The organism is Melioribacteraceae bacterium, from assembly GCA_019638015.1.
Taxonomy (GTDB): domain Bacteria; phylum Bacteroidota; class Ignavibacteria; order Ignavibacteriales; family Melioribacteraceae; genus JAHBUP01.
Map to the genome: position 1 here is coordinate 351,956 of JAHBUP010000001.1, position 18,158 is coordinate 370,113.

Genomic DNA, 18,158 nt, shown 5'->3' on the forward strand with positions numbered 1-18,158 from the left:
AATGACAAACAGTTTCGAAGATGCATTATTTAAAGAAATATTCAGCAAAAACAACGCTTCATCAGGCAATCTAATAAAAGCAAGTGAAGCCCAGATTAAAGGTGCTACAAAAATTGTATGTGAAGATGATGAGCTAGATGGCGTTAAAATATTTCTGAAAAAAGATGCCAGCGATTCGATTAAAGAAATTAAATTTGTTTGCTCATGCGGTCAAACCAAGTCTATAATCCTCGATTATTCTGAGTAATAAATCGCAATTGGTTAATTTTAGCCAAATTCTACTAATAAACTCCCCCTAAATATCAATTTTTAGCCCTTAATAACTGGCACTTCTTTTGGCTGTTATTTATGAAATAAGTTAAAGGGCAATTATGTCAAACTCAGTAAAACTACTTCATAATCTTCTCGATTACTGCTCAGAGAAGAACAAAGTAATCTCAAAAAATATTGCCAATATTGGAACTGAGAAGTACAATAGAGAAGATATCGTTTTTAATGATCTTTTAAATGACAATGTAAATTCCCTCGTAAAAACCTCAAACAGCAAACATCTATCCAGTTTGAATATCCAGGAAAATGGTTCTTCGAAATTTAAAGTTGTTGAAGATAGCAGCGAAGAATCTATTAGCGGGGCAAACAATGTTAGTATTGAAAGAGAGATGGCTGAATTAGCAGAGAATACACTTCGATTCAGATTTGCCTCAAAAAAAGTTGGTGATTACTATAGGCAAATTCAAAACGTAATTAAAGGAAGCGGAAGAGCATGAAAATCTTAGGAAGTCTCTTTGGTCTCAATGTTAGCACTAAGGGTATGAGTATCCAAAGAAAGAAGATGGATATAATCTCGGAAAACATCGCCAATGCCGATGCGGTTAGAACTCAAGATGGTGAACCATACCGCCGTAAAATGATCAAGGTTTCCGACGTAGATAATGCATTTGCAAAAAAATTACAGATTGAAGGACAAAGTTTTGAACTGAATACTACAAAAAGCGGACATTTAAACACATCAGCATTTCCTCAGCAAATGACTATTGAAACTCATCCCGATAAATTATCTATCGAAGAAAAAGTTGATGAGAGTTTAGGAGATAGAGTTTACATGCCCGAACATCCCGATGCGGATAAAGATGGTTATGTGGAAATGTCGAACGTAAATATAATTACTGAAATGGTTGATATGATTGCCGCTTCAAGAAGCTATGAGGCAAATCTGCAAGCACTTAATTCATCTAAACAAATGATAAAAGATACTTTGGAGATGTAAATGAATATTACAACAAACAATATTGGAAATTATGGACCTTCTTTTGTTAATAAAACACAGCAGATAAGAACTGATACTTCAATAAAAAAACAAGCTGAAAGAGTATCGGTTGAAGAAAAAAAGTTTTTTGCCAATATGTACCCGGATAAACAATCAGAAATAATGGATTACCAGTTCTATAATTCAAAAGGTAAAATTCCCGGTGTACAATTGGGTTCACTATTTGATAGGAGAGGATAATATGAATATTGAAGGAATTAAAGGAGTAATGCCGCAGAGTATTCAACCAACCGGTAATTCAAAACCTGTAGGCGGACTAAGTTTCGGCAATACACTTAACGACTTAATTAAAGATGTAAATACTGCGCAAATTGATTCTCAAAAAGCAGTAGAAGGTTTTGTTGGCGGAGAGGGCGTTGAATTACATGAGGTAATGATTGCCGGCGCAAAAGCAAAAACTTCGCTCGAATTGTTGATGGAAGTAAGAAATAAAGCTGTTGATATGTTTAAAGAATTAACAAGGACACCAGTATAATGAACGATAATCCATTTCAAGCGTTATTTGGTATTCTAAATAAACTTGACCCAAAACAAAAATTTATGCTTGGCGCCGGAGTACTTGTTACTCTGGTTCTATTGGCGGTATCATTATTTTTATTGAATGAACCAACCTACTCAACACTTTATTCGGGGCTATCTCAAGAAGATGCCGCAAAAGTAGTTGAATACTTGGGTGGTCAAAAAACTCTCTATAAATTAGAAGAAAATGGTCAAACTATTAAAGTACCAAAAGAAAGAGTTTATGAACTTCGCTTGGCTTTAGCGGCAAAGGGAATTCCAAGCTCCGGTGTTATTGGTTATGAAATTTTTGATCAATCTACGATGGGCATGAGTGAGTTTATGCAAAAGCTCAATTACAAGCGTGCCCTCGAAGGGGAACTCGCTAGAACGATCAAACAGCAGGAAGGCGTTGAAGGTGTTCGTGTTCACATAGTTATTCCTCAAAAATCAATTTTTAAGGAAGAGGAAAAATTCCCTTCGGCATCTGTAGTTTTAAAACTTCGTAACAATGTTCCTCCTACAAAGGAAAAAATTCAATCTATTGTAAATCTAGTGTGCGGCAGTGTTGAAGGATTAATGGCTTCAAAAGTATCTGTTATTGATACTCGTGGCAGAATATTAAGTAATGATTCTGAAGAGGGTCCATTAGCATTTGCATCTTCAAAACAATATGAAATTAAAAAATCGGTAGAAAATTACTTAGCTCAAAAAGCACAGGTTATATTGGATAATGTTTTAGGATATGGAAACTCGATGGTTCAGGTAAATGCCGATCTCAATTTTGATCAGGTTGAAAAAACTATGGAAAATTACGATCCCGAATCTCAAGTTGCGGTAAGTGAAAGCACCGTAAAAACAAGCAATGCCGGTGTAACTCAAAAAGATTCAACTGCTCAATCGAACGAAAATACATTAACCAATTATGAGATTAGCAAAACAATAGAAAGGGTGGTTTCGGGAACAGGTAATGTTAAAAGATTAAGTGTTGCCGCTGTGATTAATGACGTTGCAAAAGAGGTAAAAAATGGGGAGAAAGTTGATATTGTGTTTACTCCCAGAACTCCGGAACAAATACAAAAGCTGGAAGAAATTATTAAAAATGCGGTGGGTATTGATATTCAAAGAAATGATCAGTTCTCAATTCAAAATATTCCATTTGAAGCAAAGATAATTGAATACCAGCCTGAAGAAACAACAATTTCGGGAATGCCGAATTCGAATGAAATGATAAATCTTATATTTATAGTTGTAGCCGTAATAGGCTCATTGTTCGTTCTAAAAAGTTTAATGAAAAGATTGAAAAGTGAAAAAATTGTAATTGGAACTATTGGCGGTGGATCTTACTCAATGCCGGCTGAACCGCAATTCAGCTTATCAGCTCCTGAATCAAAAAAATCGACACCTCAAATTCCTTCAAGAAAAAGAAAACCAATGCTTCCTATGGGAGATATAGAAGATGAAATTAGCGAAGAAGCCATGCTAAAAAAGAATCAGCAGGAGAGAATCGTTAATTACGTAACTAAAAACCCAATGGATGCAGCAAAATTAATAAACGCCTGGATGCACGAAGATGAAATCTGACAGATCATTAAAAGATGTTCGCGAAATGGAAATTAACGGCGCTCAAAAAGCCGCAATGTTAATGGTAGCCCTTAATGTGGAGGCAGCTTCCGCTATTCTTAAGCAACTTGATCCAATTGATGTGGAAATTATTTCAGCGGAAATAACCAAAGTAAAAAATATATCCTCAAAAGTAGCCGATGGAGTAATTGAGGAGTTTTATAAACTTGTTACTGCGCGTGAATATGTTCTTGAAGGAGGGTTAGATTATGCCCAAGCAGTATTGGAGAAAACTTTTGGTCCATCCAAAGCAGTTGAAATAATTGATAAAATTAAGCGACTGACTACATTAAAGGGTTTTGATGTTCTCAAAAAAGCAGAGCCTGCTCAATTAGTTAATTTCTTAAATAAAGAGCACCCTCAAACAATGGCACTTATACTTTCACAGTTAAGTCCTGATCAAACAGCAAATGCATTAAAAGAATTGCCCGAGGAATTAAGAATTGAGATAGCGTTCAGGATTGCGACATTAGGAAAAATATCTCCTCAAACATTGAAGCAGATAGAACATGTTGTAGATGATATTGCCGGTGCGTCAATGAGCCAATCAGTCGGAAAACTTGGCGGCGCAAAATGTTTGGCTTCAATATTAAACAGAGCCAGTGTTACAATGGCAAAAGATATTCTTGAAAAACTTGAAAATATGGATTCGGAAACTACATACGAAGTTAAACGATTGATGTTCATCTTCGACGAAATCATTAACATTAATGATAAAGATATTCAGAAAATACTACGTGAAGTTGATAGAAAAGATCTCGCACTTTCACTCAAAACCGCTGAAGAAAAACTTAGAGATAAAATATTCGCGAACATGTCTGAAAGAGCCGCTGATTTGCTCAAAGAAGAATTACAGTATATGGGTCCGATAAAATTAAAAGAAGTAGAATCTGCTCAGGCAAGAATCATCGATATTATCAAAGCCTTAGAAGAACAGGGTGAAATTTCACTCAACCTCAGAGGCGGTCCGGAAGAAGTTTATGTCTGATGTAATTAAAGTAAAATCTAAAGCTCGAGTTCACGCTAAAGTTGGAGCTGGAGAAGTAATTCAAACAGAATATGATGCTGATTATCTAAAAAAACAACTCGATGAATATTACTCTGCCGGTTATAAAGATGGACAAGAAAAAACAAGACGAGAGCTGGAACAGGATTACACAAATAAATTATTGCGCAAGTATGAGGAGTCGTACAACATACTTCAGCACTTCGATGAACGATTTGTTGAATATGAGTCTGCTTTTGAAGGTTTGGTTATTGAAACCGCTTTTCAAGTAGCAGAAAAAATTATACAGAAAGAGATTGAAGATCGATCTATAATTAATGAATCAGTTAGAGGAGCTATTAATAAAATTATGGGCGCAAACGAAGTTCGCTTAAAACTTAATTCCCATGACGCTGATGAACTGGATGAAAAGAGCAACAAGTTGATAAATAATAGTTCATTTAATAGAATAAAAATTGAAAGTGACGATAGAATTGAAAAAGGGGGATGTTTAATTGAAACTGAAATTGGCAGTGTTGACGCAAGAATTGCTACACAACTTGATGAACTAAAAAAAATAATGGTCAGAAATATTGATAAGTAGAAAATGGAAATAGCAGGACGACTCAAAAATAAATATGCTGAACTTTTAGAAAAAGCAGACCCAATAAGGGTTAATGGCAAAGTTGTGGATGTAGTTGGACTTGTCATTGTTTCGGTTGGTCCTAATGCGGTAATGGGAGAAATATGTACTATATCTGATCAAAATGGAAATGAGGTCTGCAAGTCGGAGGTTGTTGGTTTTAAAGGTGGTAAGGTTCTATCAATTGCTATTGGCGAGGTACACAACATATCCCCTTCTTGTGAAATAAAAGCATCGGGTAAAGGATTTGGAATTGGGGTTGGTAAGGAATTGTTAGGGCGAGTAATTGATGGCCTGGGAAATCCTATTGATGGTAAAGGAGAAATTAATTATTCATCATTTCGAGAGACCCACCGAGAACCGCCAAATCCTCTTGAGAGAAAAAGAATTATTTCCCCTATCCAAACGGGAATAAGAACCATTGATGGACTGCTCACAATTGGTAAAGGGCAGCGTGCCGGAATTTTTGCCGGCAGTGGTGTTGGTAAAAGTGTTACTCTAGGTATGATTGCTCGAAACACTAGCGCCGATGTTAATGTTATTGCTTTAATTGGTGAACGTGGAAGGGAAGTTAGAGAGTTTATTGAGCGCGATTTGGGAGAAGAAGGACTTGCCAAATCAGTTGTTATTGTTGCAACTAGTGATAAATCACCGCTAATAAGGATGAAAGGCGCATACATCGGAACAACAATAGCTGAATATTTTCGTGAATTGGGATTGGACGTAATGTTTATGATGGACTCGGTGACTCGTTTTGCCATGGCTCAAAGAGAAATTGGTTTAACTATCGGTGAGCCGCCAACCACAAAAGGATATACTCCTTCGGTATTTGCTCTACTTCCAAAATTATTAGAGAGAGCGGGGAATACGGAAAAAGGTTCGATCACTGGTTTGTATACAGTGCTTGTTGACGGTGATGATATGACAGAACCAATTGCCGACGCAGTTCGATCAATATTAGATGGGCATATAGTATTATCGCGTAAACTAGCCAACATTGGCCAGTACCCGGCAATTGATCCACTCCAAAGTGTTAGCAGGGTTATGAGTGATATTGTTGATAGAGAACACTACTATAGAGCGCTTAGGTTTAATGAATTATTAGCGACTTTTAATGAGGCGGAAGACTTGATAAATATTGGCGCATACGTTAAAGGTAGTAATCCTCAGATAGATCATGCACTGGCAAAAATAAACGCATTAAGAAAATTTTTAAAGCAGGATGTTTTTGAAAAAGCAGTTTATAGTGAAACCATCGAGCGTCTTCAATCAATTATTGAAACCTCGATAAAGTGAGAATGCCATGGCCAAATTTAAGTTCAGATTCGAATCGTTGCTCAATGTTAGAGAAATTCAGAAAAGAAAAATTCAACAGGAAATATCTTTGATTGATATTGAAATTGAAAACACAAAGAAACAACTGATTTTTATAATGGATGAACGAGAGATTGTTAGAAGAAATATTCTGATCAATTGTTCAAGAGTGTCTGATTTTCAAAATGCGAAACTATATGAAAAACAGTTGGGGGATATTATCGATTCTATTCAACGGAAAATAGAGAAGCTTGAAGAAAAGAAGGCCGCAAAAAACTTGGAATTAATTGAGCGGAAAAAAGAAGTTAGAACATTTGAAATCCTAAAAGAAAAATCGCAAATGGAATATTTGGATGAACAAAAAAAAGATGAAATGAAAAATATGAATGAAATTGCGATCAGAAGATTTGCCGGAGAGCAGAGATGAAAAACACCATAATTTATTCGATTATATTTTTAATTGCTTTTGGAGCGGTTACAGCGGGATTAATATTTATTAATACTCAGTACAACAATATCTTCTATTTTGATTTTACTCCAATGGCGGAGATCCAAAAAAGAGAACTTGAAGCAAGAAAATTAGCTCAGCAGAAGGCAAAAGTTACGGCGGATTCTCTAAAAAGCATTAAGCCAAACCTGGAAGCAATAGGCGATACAACACAAATTACATTATCGGATACTGCAAAAGTTGAAAATTTATTAACAGAGATTAGTAATCAAAAAGGAAAAGATTCCGTTTCGACTAAAACCGCGAAAACAGAAGTTAAGGCAACAATCGTCGATAAAAATCTTGCCAAAATAAGCGAAATGGCGAAGAAGGATAGTATCTATCAGGACTGGCTAAAGCAGACTGTAAAGCTTTATGAAAATATGGATACAAAAAAAGTTGCTAAAATAATTCAAGGTTACTCCGATAATATTGCCAGAGATTTGATATTGAAGATGAAAAAGAAAAAAGCAGCAGAAATATTAGCTGAATTTAAACCGGAATATGTTGTTAGAATAATAAATCAAAACCAATGAATCTAAATAATTTCTTTGTTGACAAGCTGAGTGATGGTCATTTAATTGACCAACAGAATAGGGTATCGAAAACAGGCTCAAATTTATTTTCGGATATCATAAATGTTTGCGACGATGAAAATCTGCAAATAGATGCCGCAATTGAGAATTTTGGTCAATCCAACGTTAAAGAGTTGTTTTCACCTTCAGAAAATGTAATTTACACTTCTGCCGCCGAACTGGATGTCCTCTCAGATTATATCTCGAACTTTCTAAAGAAAAATCCCCAAATATTGGTTTCCGAATCCTCCTCCAATCTTCAATCGGTTGAAGTCAATAAAAAAATACTCGATTTCAATAAAACTGAATGTGAAACTTTTATCAATGGATTGCTGAGTAATATTCTTTCTTCTAATAAACAAATAGAAGAATTATCAGCCCAAGAGCTAAACACACTAAAATCGAATTTGCAAAAAGACTTATTCAGCAATGAAGAAGGAATCAAAAGATTATTGGATGGGCTGATGTCGAATTTATCATCTGGAAACGCTTTTGAGCCCGACAAAGAGTTGCTTAAAATATCTACTGACGAATTAGAACATACTTATAACTCAACCAATTCCGAATCACTAACAACAACTCTTGTTAATTATTTAGAGAAGAACAGCATATTAAATTTAACTTTTAAGAATCAACTTAATAAAGTGAGTCTAAATTTTGCGGCAACAGCTCCTAATATAAGCACTGCAAAACTTGAACTATTGGAAACCTCTGGTCAAAATTCTGCGAAAACAACAGCGATTGCCGAAAATTTGTTGAACAATCAAAAGAATTTAGAACTCAGCGATATAAAAGCGGAAGTTATTGAAATCACAGATACTAATAGTAAAGAAAATAAAATTTCCATTTCTCAAATTCACGGCAGAGAAGCTCAGCTGATTAGTAAATTCAATCTGTCGTCCGAAGCAGAAAAGCTATTTACAAGTTCAGTTCTGAATACAAAAAATGCAAACCTGAATATAGCGGAAGTGACCTCATTTAGTGTTGAAGAAAACTTACCTGATTATAAATCAGCCGGTATTGATAATGGTGCAAAGAATATTTTAAATGCACAATTACCCAAAAATAATATTGAGGGGGAGAGCGGAAGAAATATTACCGCGCAATCCAGTAATAAAAATAGTGTAAATGCTACAAACTCTACAATTTTAACCAATCTTAAAGAAACAGTAGCATCAACAAACTCTGTAAAACCGGTTGATTATAAATTTCAAAATCTTGAAGATTCAATAAATAAAAAAGTTGAAACTCAAAACTCAACATCAAAGGATATTAAGATTACCGCAAAGGAAGTTTTCAGAGAATTAAACTTGGAGAAAGTTGAGATATCATTTGAGAATAATAAAATTTTGAAATCGGCAGAGCAAAAATCAGCCAGCGAAATTAAAGCAATAAATGATTTGAAAGCGGATACAATTCGTGTTGATGAATCATTAAAAGTAAATATTAAAAAGAATGATGAGATAGTAGTAAACAAGACAGCAATTACCGGCACCGAAAATAAAGCCAAGACAGTTATTCAGAATGACTCTCAAATATTTGAAGAAGTAGAGAAATTAGTGGTAAAAACAAAATCTAAAATTACTTCTGAAAATATAAAATTCGAAAATTCGGAATCAATAAAAGGGAATGCAAAAATTCTTGATGAAAAAAATGGTGCTAATGAAAACTCGGTCCAGACAAACAAAAAAATCTCTGGCGAAGAAGTAAACAATTACAGTGCTAAAGATCAAAAAGATCATACAACGGCGAATAAAGATTTGGTTGGATCAGTCCTCAAAGGGAATGCAGAAATAAACCCTAAGAAGGAAATCATCAATGTTCCTGTTGATTTGAAAATGGTTAAGAAAGATGAAAATAGTGAATCAGCAAAATTATCCGGCGCCGAAAAGGAATCGTTAAATACGAAGATGGATTTATCCGGAGCCGAAAATACTTCCGGGCATGAAAGTTCTTCATCGTTTGGCGGTGATAAAGAAATGGCAAAGCATACTGTTAATGAGTTGAATAAAAACAGTGCACTATCGGCAACAAGTTTCATTAATGATCTTGAAGGCGAACGATTAAAAGTCTTCAGCGAATTAAAGCATATGCATGAATCATTTAAAGTAATAAAGCCAGCCGAAATTTTTAATGAATTTAGTAAAATGATAACCGGTACCGAAAAACAAAGTTTAACCTTTCAGCTTAATCCAGAAAATCTTGGTAAAATAAAATTGATGGTTGATTTTACCGACAATCAACTGGTTACACGTATCGAAGTTGAAAATGATCAGGTAAAACATTTTATTCAATCGAATATTGAAACCTTAAAACAGCAATTATCCTCATCTGGAATTCATCTGAGCAATGTTAGTATTAGTCTCGCCGATTATGATCAAAAGAACAACAAACAATTTGTACCAAAGAAAAAGAATTCAGGCCGGATGATTAATGAGAATTCTGATGAAGATTTACTGAAGAGTGATAAAAGAATATTAGGTTATAACACATTAGAATATTTAGTATAGGATAAATTATGGATCCGATAACAAATACATATGATACAAATAGCATCACACAAGCAGCTGGAACAAAAAACGCGTTAGGCAAAGATGATTTTTTGAAGATGCTTATTGCCCAATTGAAAAACCAGGATCCATTAAATCCACTTGAGGGTACGGAATTTGCCGCACAATTAGCAGAGTTTAGTTCGCTCGAGCAATTGAGTAATCTTAATTCCTATACAAAACAAAGTATCGATTCTAATTATTTGTTAACTCAATCAATAAACAATACGCTAGTTGCTACTCTTATTGGTAAAGAAGTAAAAATTGAGAGCGCTGAAATTAATGTGAATGGTCAAGAAAAGATAACTCTAGGTTATGAATTAGCAACTCCTGCTTCAAGTGTTACCATAAAAATTATGGATGAAAATGGAAGAGTAGTAAAAAATATAGATTCTTTACCAGGAAATTTCGGAGACAGTAAACTTTCATGGGATTTATCCGATAATAATGGTGAGAAATTACCGAATGGTAAATACACGTTTGAAGTAACAGCAATTGATATGAGTGGGAAAAAAATGGAAACAAATTTATTCAACATCGGAACAGTAGACGGAGTACGCTTCACTGATAGCGGAACCGTATTGCTTGTTGGCGGTAAAGAATTACCTGTTTCCAATGTATCTGAAATACTTAATCCAAAAGGAGGTGGATAATTATGGCAGAGATTAATGGCATATCAGTTCCCTTTGTTCCGATAGTTGGAGGCATTGATGCTCCGGCTAAAAGAATTGGAAAGGAAACCGGAAATAGTTTTGATTCAATTTTCAAAGAAGAACTGGAGAAAGTAAAATTTTCGAATCATGCGGTTAAACGTTTGGAATCAAGAAATATCCAACTAAATGAGCTGGATCTTGAGAAGATTCAAAACGCGGTGGAAAAAGCCGAATCGAAAGGAGCAAAGGACTCATTAGTAATGATGGACAAAACAGCATTTATAGTAAATATTCCGAATAGAACAGTAGTAACAGCAATTGAAGTAGCAAATTCTAACGAAAATGTTTTTACAAATATCGACAGTGTAGTTTTTGCATATTAATTAAATAACATAATCAGTAAACAGAGCGGGACCTACCAAGGACGCTCTTAAGATTCGGCCGAATGACAGAAGCTGAATCACAACCTAGGAGGTTACAATGGCACTTTTAACATCTCTTTTCGCAGGCGTATCTGGCTTACGCAATCATCAAGCAATGATGGACGTTATTGGAAACAACATTGCAAACGTAAACACAATTGGTTTTAAAGGTTCACGTGTTACTTTTAGTGATACTTTTAATCAATTCGTTAAATCCGGTACCAACCCAACTAACAGCACCGGTGGTACAAACTCGTTTCAAGTTGGTCTTGGCATGAAAGTTAACTCTATCGATCGTAATTGGAATCAGGGTACTTTCGAAAGAACAGGTATTACAACCGATTTGGCTTTGCAAGGTCAAGGTATGTTCATATTAAAAAGTAATGGACAACAATTTTACAGTAGAGCAGGCTCGTTTATTTTTGACGCGAGCGGCAAACTTGTAAATGCACAAAATGGCGCGGTTGTTCAGGGTAAAGTTGCGAACGGCTTGGGTGATATTCCTGCCGGAACAACTTTGCAAGATATAGTTGTTGATAAAAATTTCAGACTACCAGCAACAAAAACAACTAAAGTAGCATGGGGCGGTAACTTACAAAGCAGTTCCACTTCAATTAGAACAGACATAGTTGAATTAAATGGTAACTTACGAAAAGATGTCACTGTATCAACATATCCTGGCGCAGCCTATAACGCCGCTGATGATAGCACGTATAGCTCTAGCACAATCTTTGATAAAGATGGAACTGAATTTCAATTAAGAACTTATTACACAAGAGCCGCAGCAGTTGCACCAGCAACCGGCGCATGGACTCTTAATTATGAAGTGCGCAACGCAGATGGAACAGCATTGGCAACCCCTTTAACCGGTACGAAAGCATTAGCTTTTGATAGCTCAGGAAAAAGTACTGTGTTGCAAGAAACAATAAAAGATTCAACAGAAAAGATTCAATTTGTATTGAACTATGGTGGGCTTTCAAATCTGGATGCTGATTCAAACGTGGTTAACAAAATTGATAAAGGTGAAGTTGCTGAAGATGTATTAGGTTCTGTAACTATTTACGATTCATTAGGCGGACCCCATACATTAACAATGAGATATAAACATGTCGACAGCAACAGATGGTCGTGGGAAGCAGAAATTCCAACTACAAGCGGTAAGTTAGGTGCAGATTCGAAAGGGGAGGTTTATTTTAACTCCGATGGTACAATTCAAAGTGTATGGCAGGATGGAAATCAAGTGACATCAACTCCACCTGTACCAAAGATTTCATTTGAACCGGCAAGCGGCGCGGAAGTGCAGGTAATTGATCTCGACTTTGGACAGAACACTTCAGGTGTAACACAAACCAATTTATCAGCTCAAATTGCCGCACTAACACAAAACGGTTCTCCATCGGCAGCTCTTTCAAACTTGAGCATTGATCAATATGGAAAGATAACTGGCATTTTCTCTAATGGAACATCAAGAACATTAGCACAGATAATGGTGTCTACATTTGCAAACTTAAATGGTTTAGTAAGTGTTGGTGATAACTTATACACTGTTGCCGCAAACTCCGGAGATCCAAGAGTTGACACTCCCGGTGAAAACTCAGTTACAACTATTCAATCGGGTGCGCTCGAACAATCAAATGTTGATTTATCAGATGAATTCACTAAAATGATAGTTTCTCAAAGAGGTTTTCAAGCAAACGCTCGTGTGATTACTACAGCAGATAATTTACTTCAAGAAATCACAAATCTTATTAGATAAAAGGTGACCTCCTAAGTAACCTGATTATAGCTGTGAGGATCTATTCCTCACAGCTTTTTTTTTGCCCAACTGATTAATATTAGCCAAAATAACTCCAGTAATACCTTCATAATCCATTCTTTTTATTAATATCGCATGGCACAGCAATTGTCATTTATTAGCCACGAAGGAGTAAAAAAATGGAAGAAAACAACGTAAACATACCAGAACCCCTTGAATCCGGTGGAGCTAAAAAGGGATTAAATATGAAAGTGCTGATTATTGGAATTCCTCTATTTATAATTCAGCTTGTTGCCGTTTACTTTATTACAGCCAATATTTTGTTGAGTAGGTTTCATGGTGTTACAACTAAAAGTGGAATTGATTCTACGGAAGTTGGTTCAATGAATGAAGATTCAGTAAAAAATGAGGAAAACAGAGCAGAATTTGGGAAATTTATTTTTTTAGTTGAAGATCTTATAATTAATCCCGCTAATACCGATGGTAAAAGATTGCTTCTCTCCTCATTGGGATTTGATGTTCCCTCAGATGCAGATCATAAAAAACTTCAGGAAAAAGAAATATTATTGAAGGATGCTATCATTTCGGTGATGGGAAGCAAAGAAATACAAAAACTATCGAATATCACTTACCGCGATACTTTGAGAATTGAGATTACAGACAAGTTGAAAAAAATTATGCCTGATGTAAAAGTAAACACTATTTATTTCAGTAAATATATTTTACAATAATATGCCAGAGATATTATCACAACAGGAGATTGATCAGCTACTTAATAATATTAAGAGTGGAGTTGATCAGCAGCAAGAAATTTCAAATGATAAAGAAGCAATTCTTTTTGATTTTAGACTTCCCAATAGAATTTCAAAAAATCAATTAAGAATTTTAAGAAGCATTTTCGAAAACTTCGCTGAAAGCTTCTCCTCATTTTTAGTTACAAAACTTCAAACCGTGGTTAACATCAGTGTTACTTCTGTTGATCAAATTTATTATTCCGAATATGTTCTTTCGGTAGCTAATCCGGCATGTTTATTCACTTTTGAAATTCAGAATACCGATGTAAAGGGAATTTTAGAGCTCAACAATGATTTAGCTCTTTCCTTTGTTGATAAACTTTTGGGCGGTAACGGACTTGGTACAAAGCAGACTAAAGTAATTACGCCAATTGAACAGAAGGTTCTTCATGTTGTTGTTGAAAGAATTATGCTTGATCTTAAAAAATCATGGCAGACAGTTGATAATTTTGAGTTTGAAGTTGAAAGATTTGAGCCGGACATAGATTTTGCTCAGATAACATCTCAAAGTGAATCGGTTCTATTAATTTCATTTGAAATACTGATCGGCGAGCAATCGTTTTTGATGAATATCTGTTTTGCGACTTTCGCGTTTGATAATATCCTCGCTAAACTATCAACACAAAAACTATCTACAATCCGGGCAATGAAATATTATGGTCAATCCGCCCGAGAAGTAATTACACATCATTTAACGAAAACACTATTACCAATTAATGTTGAGTTAGGAACCACAAAACTTTCTGTTAAAGAAATTATGGAATTGGAAGAGGGGGATATAATTCGTCTTGAAACAAAACTTAGTGATGATCAAAAGATTAGAACCGGAAATAAAATATTATTTACAGGGAGATTGGGTGTTTCAAATAATCATAAAGCAATTAAAGTCACAAAAAAAATTGTAAGTCAAACGCAAGTATAACAAGGGATTAACATGGCAGATAACGATTTAACACAGGATACCGGAGAACAAACAAGCAGCATATTAAGCAGTTCTCTAGCTCAATTTGAGGAATTTGATGATTCCGGAAGAAGAACCGGCGGCGCAGATGATAAAATGCATTTCTTAAAAGATTTGCCTATGAATATTTATATAGAATTAGGCAGAACTCAGATGCAGATAAAAGATATTCTTGAGCTTGAAAGAGGATATGTAATTGAACTGGATAAAATGGCGAGCGAACCTGTTGATGTATTCGTAAATAATAAAAAAATTGCAGAAGGTGAAGTGGTTGTTATAGATAAACATTTTGGTATAAGAATTACCAGTTTGGTCGATCCTCAAAATAGAATGAAGGAATTATTCTAATGTCAATTTTCGACATAATACAATCATTACTTCCCCTCGTGGTTATAATTGTTCTGTTAGGCGGAGTATTATATTTTGTGAAAAAATATTCCTATAAACTGAACAGCAAAAAGTCGAAGGCGCTTAATGTAGATGTAATTTATAATCATTTACTGATGCCCAAAAAATATATCTCGTTTGTTAAACTGCAAGATAAAGTACTGGTGTTAGGAATAAGTGAAAGTAATATTACTTTATTAAAAGAAATAGATTATGATTCACTGGATGATGATTTTATAGTTGAAGATGCAAAATCCGGATTCATCGATATTCTAAAGCAAAATATGGGAATGAGATGAATAGGAAAATTTTTTTCATTTCAATTTTAGCATTACTCCTTATTATTGGCGCTTCTCACAGTCAAGTATCCGCACAGACTATTCCGATTCCTAAAATTGATTTGAATATTGGAGCCGCACAAAATGGGCAGGATGTTTCGGTAACTTTGCAAATTTTACTATTGATGACTGTACTCTCACTTGCCCCATCAATAGTGATAATGACAACATCTTACTTAAGAATTATTATTGTATTTCATTTTTTGAAGAGCGCACTGGGTACACAACAAGTGCCGCCCTCGCAACTCCTGGCTGGAGTAGCGCTCTTCATTACATTTTTTATAATGGCCCCCACCTGGAATCAGGTAAATGAAAATGCTCTTAAACCACTGATGGATAATAAAATTACGGTTCAACAGGCTTATGATCAGGGAATTGAACCAATACGTGAGTTTATGTTTAAAAATACCAGAGAAGAAGATTTAGAATTGTTTCTGGGAATGGCGAAACTGGAAAAACCCTCAAATAGAAATGAAGTTCCTTCTTATGTTTTGATCCCGGCATTTGTGCTGAGTGAACTTAGAGCCGGATTTATAATGGGCTTTTTTATGTTTATCCCCTTTATAATGGTTGATTTAATTATATCAAGCATTCTCATGTCGATGGGCATGATGATGATGCCCCCAATGATGATTTCGCTTCCATTTAAAATATTATTATTTATTCTTGTTGACGGATGGAATTTAATAGTGGGCTCATTAGTAAGGAGTTTTCAATGACCCCCGAATTAGTTATTGAGGTTTTAAAGGAATTCTTTTTCACAACCTTTTTAATATTACTCCCAATATTAGGAGTAGCGCTTGTGATAGGAATCTTTATTTCAATATTTCAGGCAGCAACTTCTATTCAGGAAATGACTCTTACTTTTGTCCCGAAACTGATAGCTACTGCAGCGGTTGTCATTTTATTACTGCCCTGGATTGTAGATAAGCTTGTATCCTTTACCATTAAAATGTTAACAATGTATCAAAACATATCCTGATGGAAGAGATTGTAATTGCCGATTTTTTAATTGTTCTATATGTGTTTATCCGCGTGCTCTCTATGTTTGTAGCCGCTCCAGTATTTTCAAACACATCAATTCCCCCTCTCGGCAAAATCTTTTTAGCGATGGTAATAGCATACATTACATTTTTAACCATAAACAAAACAAACTTGGTGCTGGATGCAAATCTTTACTCAATCGCATTTAATGTAATTAAAGAAATTATTACAGGCTACATAATGGGTTTTATGCTCAATTTTGTTTTTATGGCAATCTCTTATGCGGGACACTTTATAGGTTTTAACATGGGATTGATGTTTGCCGAAGTATTAAATCCATTTGAAGAAACCTCCGGTAATATTATGGGTGATGTAGTGTATTATGGCGCAATAATGATTTTTATTTTAATTAATGGTCATCATTATTTGATTCAAGGAGTGGTTGCTTCCTTTTCTGTTGTACCGATAGGAAAGTATGCAATAACACAACCCTTAATAGATTTATTGATAAAATATTCCTTCTCTGTATTTACTATCGCGATAAAAATAGCTTCTCCAATTCTTGTTTCATTTTTTTTAATTCATATTGCAGAGGGTATTATCGCAAGAGTAATCCCCAATATTCAAGTCTTTTTTATTACACAACCATTAAAAATTGGTGTTGGTCTTCTTCTTATGGTTTCGTTGATACCAATTTATATGTATATGATAAAGATTCTTCTTCAAGGATATCAGGATAAATTAACAGAAATTATTAACGCTATGAGTGTTTGAGATGGCAGGACAAGAAGGACAGGAAAAAACCGAACAACCGACCTCGAAAAAGCTTTCGGATGCGAGGGATAAAGGACAGGTTTCTAAAAGTACAGAGATAAACTCATTAGCCGCTTTTGGGAGTGGATTAATACTTATATACTTAACACGCGGTTTTATTGGTGAGCAGTTCAGAATATTTTCTGTTGAAGTATTTGGAAAATTAGATACATTTCATATGAATGCCTCTCTGCTTCAGGGTTATTTTATTAAATGGGCAATCTTCTTTTTTTTAGTTACATCACCTGTTATTGCGGCGGTTGTTGTATTTGCCTTTGTAAGTAATCTATCTCAGTTTTCTTTCAAGTTTGCGGGGCAAGCGCTAAAGCCCAAATTGGATAAATTTAATGTTGTCTCATCTCTCAAGAGAATGTTCTTTTCTTCAAAATCGGTTGTGGAATTAGCAAAATCGGTAGTTAAGCTTATTCTCGTTGGAACATTCAGCTACTACATTATTAGCGATCTTGTTGATAATACTACAAAACTTGTTGAGCTTTCTTTAGAGGAAATAGTAGCCTTCATGTTGGATTCGGCATTCTCCCTAATCTGGAAAATAGTTTTATTTTTTACAGTAATTGCTGCGGTAGATTATATCTTTCAAAGAAAAAAGTTTAATAAAGATATGATGATGAGCAAGCAGGAAGTAAAAGAGGAAACTAAACAGCAGGAAGGGGATCCTCAGGTTAAAGGAAGACAGAGAAGTGTAATGTTCAAAGCTTCAAAACAGAGAATGATGAAGGAAATTCCTACCGCCGATGTTATAATTACAAACCCTACTCACTTTGCTATCGCTTTAAAGTATGATACAACTAAAAACCGTGCGCCTAAAGTTGTTGCAAAAGGAGTTGATGAACTTGCACAAAGAATTAAGGCAATTGGTGTTGAGCATAATGTACCATTGTTTGAGGATAGGGAACTGGCAAGAGCTTTGTATAAAACATGCGATGTTGGAGATGAAATACCTGCAAAATTGTTCCAGGCTGTCGCAAAAATATTAGCATATATATTCCAGATGAAACGACTCAAAAAGAAGAGGAGTATTGTTTAAG

Annotated in this window: 23 protein-coding genes; all 23 read left to right on the forward strand. The window is 35.0% G+C overall.

Annotated features, from left to right (window positions below):
* Position 1: 1 nt before the first annotated feature.
* A complete protein-coding gene (locus KF816_01510; protein ID MBX3006681.1) occupies positions 2–247 on the forward strand; it encodes a hypothetical protein in 246 nt (81 codons plus the stop codon).
* Positions 248–371: 124 nt separating this feature from the next.
* The gene (flgB, locus tag KF816_01515; GenBank protein ID MBX3006682.1) at positions 372–767 is read left to right on the forward strand and encodes a flagellar basal body rod protein FlgB; all 396 of its coding nucleotides are present in this window, start codon (positions 372–374) and stop codon (positions 765–767) included.
* Positions 764–1,267 (forward strand): flagellar basal body rod protein FlgC, encoded by a 504-nt coding sequence (gene flgC, locus KF816_01520; protein ID MBX3006683.1) that lies wholly within the window; start codon positions 764–766, stop codon positions 1,265–1,267. The genes flgB and flgC overlap by 4 nt, the downstream gene beginning before the upstream one ends.
* Positions 1,268–1,507: a hypothetical protein gene (locus KF816_01525; GenBank protein ID MBX3006684.1), complete on the forward strand. Its 240-nt coding sequence runs from the start codon at positions 1,268–1,270 to the stop codon at positions 1,505–1,507.
* A 1-nt stretch (position 1,508) separates the two neighbouring features.
* Positions 1,509–1,802 carry a flagellar hook-basal body complex protein FliE gene (gene fliE, locus KF816_01530; GenBank protein MBX3006685.1) on the forward strand — a complete coding sequence of 98 codons (294 nt, stop codon included), beginning with the start codon at positions 1,509–1,511 and terminating at the stop codon, positions 1,800–1,802.
* The gene (fliF, locus tag KF816_01535; protein MBX3006686.1) at positions 1,802–3,409 is read left to right on the forward strand and encodes a flagellar M-ring protein FliF; all 1,608 of its coding nucleotides are present in this window, start codon (positions 1,802–1,804) and stop codon (positions 3,407–3,409) included. Before fliE ends, fliF begins: the two co-directional genes overlap by 1 nt.
* Positions 3,399–4,436 (forward strand): flagellar motor switch protein FliG, encoded by a 1,038-nt coding sequence (gene fliG / locus KF816_01540; protein ID MBX3006687.1) that lies wholly within the window; start codon positions 3,399–3,401, stop codon positions 4,434–4,436. The genes fliF and fliG overlap by 11 nt, the downstream gene beginning before the upstream one ends.
* A complete protein-coding gene (locus KF816_01545) occupies positions 4,429–5,037 on the forward strand; it encodes a hypothetical protein (protein ID MBX3006688.1) in 609 nt (202 codons plus the stop codon). Before fliG ends, KF816_01545 begins: the two co-directional genes overlap by 8 nt.
* 3 nt (positions 5,038–5,040) lie before the next feature.
* Positions 5,041–6,372, forward strand: coding sequence for a FliI/YscN family ATPase (locus tag KF816_01550; protein MBX3006689.1), 1,332 nt, complete (start codon positions 5,041–5,043; stop codon positions 6,370–6,372).
* Between the two features lie 7 nt (positions 6,373–6,379).
* Positions 6,380–6,817 (forward strand): flagellar export protein FliJ, encoded by a 438-nt coding sequence (fliJ, locus tag KF816_01555; GenBank protein MBX3006690.1) that lies wholly within the window; start codon positions 6,380–6,382, stop codon positions 6,815–6,817.
* Positions 6,814–7,413 carry a hypothetical protein gene (locus tag KF816_01560; GenBank protein MBX3006691.1) on the forward strand — a complete coding sequence of 200 codons (600 nt, stop codon included), beginning with the start codon at positions 6,814–6,816 and terminating at the stop codon, positions 7,411–7,413. The genes fliJ and KF816_01560 overlap by 4 nt, the downstream gene beginning before the upstream one ends.
* Positions 7,410–9,962 carry a flagellar hook-length control protein FliK gene (locus KF816_01565; GenBank protein MBX3006692.1) on the forward strand — a complete coding sequence of 851 codons (2,553 nt, stop codon included), beginning with the start codon at positions 7,410–7,412 and terminating at the stop codon, positions 9,960–9,962. The genes KF816_01560 and KF816_01565 overlap by 4 nt, the downstream gene beginning before the upstream one ends.
* An 8-nt stretch (positions 9,963–9,970) precedes the next feature.
* The gene (locus KF816_01570) at positions 9,971–10,654 is read left to right on the forward strand and encodes a flagellar hook capping protein (GenBank protein MBX3006693.1); all 684 of its coding nucleotides are present in this window, start codon (positions 9,971–9,973) and stop codon (positions 10,652–10,654) included.
* 2 nt (positions 10,655–10,656) lie between these two features.
* Positions 10,657–11,037 (forward strand): flagellar protein, encoded by a 381-nt coding sequence (locus tag KF816_01575; protein ID MBX3006694.1) that lies wholly within the window; start codon positions 10,657–10,659, stop codon positions 11,035–11,037.
* 97 nt (positions 11,038–11,134) lie between these two features.
* Positions 11,135–12,832 carry a flagellar hook-basal body complex protein gene (locus KF816_01580; protein ID MBX3006695.1) on the forward strand — a complete coding sequence of 566 codons (1,698 nt, stop codon included), beginning with the start codon at positions 11,135–11,137 and terminating at the stop codon, positions 12,830–12,832.
* Between the two features lie 179 nt (positions 12,833–13,011).
* Complete coding sequence (locus KF816_01585) at positions 13,012–13,563, forward strand: flagellar basal body-associated FliL family protein (GenBank protein MBX3006696.1); 552 nt, start codon at positions 13,012–13,014, stop codon at positions 13,561–13,563.
* 1 nt (position 13,564) lies between these two features.
* Entirely contained in the window at positions 13,565–14,548 is a 984-nt protein-coding gene (fliM, locus tag KF816_01590) for a flagellar motor switch protein FliM (GenBank protein MBX3006697.1), read from the forward strand.
* A gap of 12 nt (positions 14,549–14,560) precedes the next feature.
* Entirely contained in the window at positions 14,561–14,935 is a 375-nt protein-coding gene (gene fliN, locus KF816_01595; GenBank protein ID MBX3006698.1) for a flagellar motor switch protein FliN, read from the forward strand.
* The gene (locus tag KF816_01600) at positions 14,935–15,273 is read left to right on the forward strand and encodes a flagellar biosynthetic protein FliO (protein ID MBX3006699.1); all 339 of its coding nucleotides are present in this window, start codon (positions 14,935–14,937) and stop codon (positions 15,271–15,273) included. The genes fliN and KF816_01600 overlap by 1 nt, the downstream gene beginning before the upstream one ends.
* The gene (gene fliP / locus KF816_01605; protein ID MBX3006700.1) at positions 15,270–16,031 is read left to right on the forward strand and encodes a flagellar type III secretion system pore protein FliP; all 762 of its coding nucleotides are present in this window, start codon (positions 15,270–15,272) and stop codon (positions 16,029–16,031) included. The genes KF816_01600 and fliP overlap by 4 nt, the downstream gene beginning before the upstream one ends.
* A complete protein-coding gene (fliQ, locus tag KF816_01610; GenBank protein ID MBX3006701.1) occupies positions 16,028–16,294 on the forward strand; it encodes a flagellar biosynthesis protein FliQ in 267 nt (88 codons plus the stop codon). Before fliP ends, fliQ begins: the two co-directional genes overlap by 4 nt.
* Complete coding sequence (gene fliR / locus KF816_01615) at positions 16,291–17,070, forward strand: flagellar biosynthetic protein FliR (GenBank protein ID MBX3006702.1); 780 nt, start codon at positions 16,291–16,293, stop codon at positions 17,068–17,070. The genes fliQ and fliR overlap by 4 nt, the downstream gene beginning before the upstream one ends.
* Before the next feature lies 1 nt (position 17,071).
* Positions 17,072–18,157, forward strand: a complete 1,086-nt coding sequence (flhB, locus tag KF816_01620) for a flagellar biosynthesis protein FlhB (protein MBX3006703.1) — start codon at positions 17,072–17,074, stop codon at positions 18,155–18,157.
* The last annotated feature ends 1 nt before the right edge of the window (position 18,158 follow it).

What these genes read in the sequence shown, in the direction of transcription:
- KF816_01510 (MBX3006681.1), top strand. Translation starts at nt 2, where the DNA reads ATGACAAACAGTTTCGAAGATGCATTATTTAAAGAAATATTCAGCAAA.
- flgB (MBX3006682.1), top strand. Translation starts at nt 372, where the DNA reads ATGTCAAACTCAGTAAAACTACTTCATAATCTTCTCGATTACTGCTCA.
- flgC (MBX3006683.1), top strand. Translation starts at nt 764, where the DNA reads ATGAAAATCTTAGGAAGTCTCTTTGGTCTCAATGTTAGCACTAAGGGT.
- KF816_01525 (MBX3006684.1), top strand. Translation starts at nt 1,268, where the DNA reads ATGAATATTACAACAAACAATATTGGAAATTATGGACCTTCTTTTGTT.
- fliE (MBX3006685.1), top strand. Translation starts at nt 1,509, where the DNA reads ATGAATATTGAAGGAATTAAAGGAGTAATGCCGCAGAGTATTCAACCA.
- fliF (MBX3006686.1), top strand. Translation starts at nt 1,802, where the DNA reads ATGAACGATAATCCATTTCAAGCGTTATTTGGTATTCTAAATAAACTT.
- fliG (MBX3006687.1), top strand. Translation starts at nt 3,399, where the DNA reads ATGAAATCTGACAGATCATTAAAAGATGTTCGCGAAATGGAAATTAAC.
- KF816_01545 (MBX3006688.1), top strand. Translation starts at nt 4,429, where the DNA reads ATGTCTGATGTAATTAAAGTAAAATCTAAAGCTCGAGTTCACGCTAAA.
- KF816_01550 (MBX3006689.1), top strand. Translation starts at nt 5,041, where the DNA reads ATGGAAATAGCAGGACGACTCAAAAATAAATATGCTGAACTTTTAGAA.
- fliJ (MBX3006690.1), top strand. Translation starts at nt 6,380, where the DNA reads ATGGCCAAATTTAAGTTCAGATTCGAATCGTTGCTCAATGTTAGAGAA.
- KF816_01560 (MBX3006691.1), top strand. Translation starts at nt 6,814, where the DNA reads ATGAAAAACACCATAATTTATTCGATTATATTTTTAATTGCTTTTGGA.
- KF816_01565 (MBX3006692.1), top strand. Translation starts at nt 7,410, where the DNA reads ATGAATCTAAATAATTTCTTTGTTGACAAGCTGAGTGATGGTCATTTA.
- KF816_01570 (MBX3006693.1), top strand. Translation starts at nt 9,971, where the DNA reads ATGGATCCGATAACAAATACATATGATACAAATAGCATCACACAAGCA.
- KF816_01575 (MBX3006694.1), top strand. Translation starts at nt 10,657, where the DNA reads ATGGCAGAGATTAATGGCATATCAGTTCCCTTTGTTCCGATAGTTGGA.
- KF816_01580 (MBX3006695.1), top strand. Translation starts at nt 11,135, where the DNA reads ATGGCACTTTTAACATCTCTTTTCGCAGGCGTATCTGGCTTACGCAAT.
- KF816_01585 (MBX3006696.1), top strand. Translation starts at nt 13,012, where the DNA reads ATGGAAGAAAACAACGTAAACATACCAGAACCCCTTGAATCCGGTGGA.
- fliM (MBX3006697.1), top strand. Translation starts at nt 13,565, where the DNA reads ATGCCAGAGATATTATCACAACAGGAGATTGATCAGCTACTTAATAAT.
- fliN (MBX3006698.1), top strand. Translation starts at nt 14,561, where the DNA reads ATGGCAGATAACGATTTAACACAGGATACCGGAGAACAAACAAGCAGC.
- KF816_01600 (MBX3006699.1), top strand. Translation starts at nt 14,935, where the DNA reads ATGTCAATTTTCGACATAATACAATCATTACTTCCCCTCGTGGTTATA.
- fliP (MBX3006700.1), top strand. Translation starts at nt 15,270, where the DNA reads ATGAATAGGAAAATTTTTTTCATTTCAATTTTAGCATTACTCCTTATT.
- fliQ (MBX3006701.1), top strand. Translation starts at nt 16,028, where the DNA reads ATGACCCCCGAATTAGTTATTGAGGTTTTAAAGGAATTCTTTTTCACA.
- flhB (MBX3006703.1), top strand. Translation starts at nt 17,072, where the DNA reads ATGGCAGGACAAGAAGGACAGGAAAAAACCGAACAACCGACCTCGAAA.